This window comes from Microbacterium sp. NPDC055910, from assembly GCF_042271185.1.
Taxonomy (GTDB): domain Bacteria; phylum Actinomycetota; class Actinomycetes; order Actinomycetales; family Microbacteriaceae; genus Microbacterium.
This window is the reverse complement of the sequence record NZ_JBHJZS010000064.1, coordinates 1-3,954: the sequence shown is the minus strand read 5'-3', so window position 1 is coordinate 3,954 and position 3,954 is coordinate 1. Positions and strand designations below refer to the sequence as shown.

The 3,954-nt window shown below is 71.4% G+C and carries 4 protein-coding genes; 1 reads left to right on the top strand and 3 read right to left on the bottom strand.

Features of this window, described 5'->3' with window-relative positions; genetic code table 11:
* Window positions 1-66 precede the first annotated feature (66 nt).
* From ACFC3F_RS14975 to ACFC3F_RS14965, 3 genes are read right to left on the bottom strand one after another with little or no spacing between them, the layout of a single operon-like run.
* On the bottom strand, window positions 67-1,251 hold the full coding sequence (locus tag ACFC3F_RS14975) for an acetyl-CoA C-acetyltransferase (protein ID WP_376131493.1): 1,185 nt from the start codon (window positions 1,249-1,251) through the stop codon (window positions 67-69).
* The gene (locus tag ACFC3F_RS14970) at window positions 1,248-1,898 is read right to left on the bottom strand and encodes a CoA transferase subunit B (RefSeq protein WP_376131490.1); all 651 of its coding nucleotides are present in this window, start codon (window positions 1,896-1,898) and stop codon (window positions 1,248-1,250) included. The genes ACFC3F_RS14975 and ACFC3F_RS14970 overlap by 4 nt, the downstream gene beginning before the upstream one ends.
* Window position 1,899: 1 nt before the next feature.
* On the bottom strand, window positions 1,900-2,670 hold the full coding sequence (locus tag ACFC3F_RS14965; RefSeq protein WP_376131487.1) for a CoA transferase subunit A: 771 nt from the start codon (window positions 2,668-2,670) through the stop codon (window positions 1,900-1,902).
* A gap of 199 nt (window positions 2,671-2,869) precedes the next feature.
* Here ACFC3F_RS14965 and ACFC3F_RS14960 point away from each other — a divergent pair, with 199 nt between their 5' ends.
* Window positions 2,870-3,655 (top strand): IclR family transcriptional regulator, encoded by a 786-nt coding sequence (locus ACFC3F_RS14960; RefSeq protein ID WP_376131484.1) that lies wholly within the window; start codon window positions 2,870-2,872, stop codon window positions 3,653-3,655.
* Window positions 3,656-3,954: the final 299 nt, after the last annotated feature.

The window sequence follows — 3,954 nt, the reverse complement described above, 5'->3', positions numbered from 1 at the left end:
CCAGCGGGTGAACCCCGCCGTCTCGACCTGCCGTTGCAGTCTCGCGGTATAGGTGCCGGGTGCCGGTCAGCGGGTGAGGATGAGGGCGTCGCCCTGACCGCCGCCACCGCACAGGGCGACCGCCGCCGTACCGCTGCCGCGGCGGACGAGTTCGTGCACGGCGTGCACGACGAGGCGGTTGCCGGAGGCGCCGATCGGGTGGCCGATCGCGATGCCGCCGCCGTGCGGGTTGACGACGTCATCCGACAGACCGAGCTCGGTCTGCGACCGGGCCACGACGGCGCCGAAGGCCTCGTTGATCTCGACGAGGTCGAGGTCGGACGCGCTCATGCCCTGCTTGGCCAGCGCCTTCTCGATCGCGCGCGCCGGCTGCGCGTGCAGCGAGTTGTCCGGCCCCGCGACCTGGCCGGAGGCGCCGACGACCGCGAGCACATCCCAGCCGTTCGCGTCGGCGTGCGCACGGGTCGTGAGCACGACGGCGGAGGCGCCGTCGGAGATCTGCGACGCGTTGCCGGCCGTGATCGACCCGTCCCTCGCGAACGCGGGGCGAAGCCCGGCGAGGGACTCGACCGTCGTGTCGGGCCGGATGCCTTCGTCGCGCGTCACGACGACGGGCTCGCCGCGCCGCTGGGGGATCTCGACCGGCACGATCTCGGCCTCGAAGACGCCCTCGTCGTATGCGGCGGCCGCGCGCTGGTGCGAGCGTGCCGCGACGGCATCCTGTGCTTCGCGCGTGATCTCGAACCGCTCGTTGTGGCGCTCGGTCGACGTGCCCATGCTCTCGTTGTCGTACGCGTCGGTGAGGCCGTCGTGCGCCATGTGGTCGAGCACCTCGACCGAGCCGTAGGTCCAGCCGTCGCGCGACCCCATGAGCAGGTGCGGCGAGCGGGTCATCGACTCCATGCCCGCGGCGACGACGACCGTCGCGTCGCCGACGCGCAGCATCCGCGCCGCGTCGATGATGGCCGTGAGCCCCGAGAGGCAGACCTTGTTGACGCTGCCGGCGTGCACGTCCCAGCCGATACCGGCGCCGACGGCGGCCTGGCGCGCGGCATTCTGCCCCGACCCGGCGGCCAGCACCTGCCCGACGATCACGGCGTCGACGGCCCCGGCCGGGATGCCGCTCTTGTCGAGCGCGCCCTTGATCGCGAGCGAGCCCAGCTGCGGTGCGGTCAGCGAGGCGAGCTGGCCCTTGAGGCGCCCCTGCGGCGTGCGCGCGGCGGCGACGATGACGATGTCGTCGGTGTTCATGCGGGTGTCCTTTCGATCGCGATGGTGAGCTCCGGCTCGGTCGCGGCGACGACCTCGTCGACCGTGACGCCCGGGGCGGTCTCGATGAGCACGAGACCATCATCGGTCACGTCGATGACGGCGAGGTCCGTGATGATGCGGTCGACTACGCCGCGGCCCGTGAGGGGCAGCGAGCAGTCGTCGACGATCTTGGCGGAGCCGTCCCGCGCGACGTGCTCCATGAGCACGATGACCTTGCCCGCGCCGTGCACGAGATCCATCGCGCCGCCCGGGCCCTTGACCATCTTGCCGGGGATCATCCAGTTCGCGAGGTCGCCCTTCGCCGAGACCTGCATGGCGCCGAGGATCGCGGCGTCGATCTTGCCGCCGCGGATCATGCCGAAGCTCATCGCCGAGTCGAAGAACGCCGTGCCCGGCAGCGTCGTCACGGTCTCCTTGCCGGCGTTGATGAGGTCGGGATCGACGTTGTCCTCCGTCGGATACGGCCCGACCCCGAGGATCCCGTTCTCGGACTGCAGCACGACCGTGACGCCGTCGGGGACGTAGTTCGGCACGAGCGTCGGCAGTCCAATCCCGAGGTTGACGTATGCGCCGTCAGCGAGCTCGAGCGCCGCGCGGGCGGCCATCTCTTGACGAGTCAGTGCCATGTCAGTTCCCTTCTCGAACGGTGCGGCGCTCGATGCGCTTCTCGATGTCGGTGCCCACCTCGATGATGCGGTGCACATAGATGCCGGGCAGGTGGATGCTGTCGGGGTCGAGTTCGCCGGGCTCGACGAGCTCCTCGACCTGTGCGATGCAGACGCGGCCGGCCATCGCGGCCAGCGGGTTGAAGTTGCGTGCCGCCTTGTTGAAGACGAGGTTTCCGTGCCGGTCGCCCTTGAGTGCGTGCACGAGCGCGTAGTCGGTCACGATCGCCTCTTCGAGCACGTACTCGCGCGGCTCACCCGAGGTCTCGAACGTGCGGACGTCCTTCGCGGGGGATGCCACGGCGATGCCGCCGTCGCCGTCGTAGCGGCGGGGGAGTCCGCCCTCGGCGACCTGTGTGCCGACGCCGGTCTGCGTGTAGAAGGCGGCGATGCCCGAGCCGCCCGCGCGGAGCTTCTCGGCGAGCGTGCCCTGGGGAGTGAGCTCGAGTTCGAGCTCGCCCGAGAGGAACTGCCGCTCGAACTCCTTGTTCTCGCCGACGTACGACGAGGTCATCTTGCGGATGCGCTTGGCGTTGAGCAGCACCCCGAGCCCCCAGTCATCGACGCCGCAGTTGTTGCTCACGATGCTGAGATCGCCCGTGCCCTGCGCGAGCAGGGCCTCGATGAGGGCGATCGGGTTGCCCGAGAGGCCGAATCCGCCGACGGCGAGTGAGGCGCCGTCCGGGATGTCTGCGACCGCGGCTGCGGCCGATTCCCACGTCTTGTCGATCACATGTGCTCCTTCGCGCGAGTGCTTGTGCACAACTCCAGAAGTCCTTTTGGTGCCGGCGCGGAGACCAGCGGATTTCCGCGGGTCGCCCACGGACGCGTGGTGATTCCTGAGGAGTTGTGCACACATCCTCCGCCAGCCGGACGCGCGAAGGCCAGGCCACGGTTGCCATGTGGACCGGGATCGGCGTACCGTCCATATCGTGGACACTCCCGCGACCATTCCCGGCGCGCAGTCGGTCGCCCGCGCGGCGCGCCTGCTCCGCCTCGTGACGCAGGGCGGCGGTGAGGGGGTGGCGGTGTCCGACCTCGCCCGCCGCGCTGAGCTCACCCGGCCGACGGCGCACCGACTGCTGCAGGCGCTCCGGAACGAGGGGCTCGTCGACCAGGACGAGCAGACGGGGCGCTGGACTCCGGGCCCCGAGCTCTATCTCATGGGCCAGGTCGCAGCATCCCGCTACGACATCACGGGGATCGCGCGCGACATCGTCCGCTCGCTCGCCGTGCGCACCGAGGAGAGCGCCTTCCTCTCCGTGCGCCGCGGCGATGAGACGGTGTGCCTGCTGCGCGAAGAGGGCAGCTTCCCCATCCGGTCGTTCGTGCTGTCCGAGGGCGTGCGGTTTCCGCTCGGCGTCGCGTCGGCGGGGCTCGCGATTCTGTCGTTCCTGCCGCCTCACGATGTGGACGAGTATCTGGAGCGGCATCCTGAACTCGATGGTCAGTGGGGCGTAGCGCACGGCGAGCCGCGCCTGCGGGCGCGACTTCGCGAGACGCAGGAGCGCGGCTACGCCGTGAACCCCGGCCTCATCGTCGAAGGCAGCTACGGCATCGGCGCGGCGGTGTTCACGCGCGAGGGGCATCCGCAGTGGGCGCTGAGCCTGACGGGCGTGCACTTCCGTTTCGGCCCCGACCGCCTCGCGACGCTCGGCCGCACGCTCCTCGCCCACGCTCATCAGCTGACCTCGCGCATCGTCGCCTCGGGCCGCTGACGCCCGTCGACCCCGTCCGTTGACTTGCGTCCTTTGTCGACGACGCGCGGGGCGGTTCACGCAAAAGCCGCAAGTCGATACAAGCGGCGGGACGGGGCGGGCAGGGCAGGGCGGGCGCACGGCGGCACAGCGGCGCGGCGGCACAGCGGCGCGGCGGGCGCGGCGGGACGGCGGCACGGGGCGCTGCGGGACGGCGGCACAGCGGCGCTGCGGGACAGCGGCGCGGCGGACGGGGCGCTGCGGGACGGCGGCACAGCGGACGGGGCGCGGCGGGCGCGGCGAGGCGGGGCGGGCGCGGC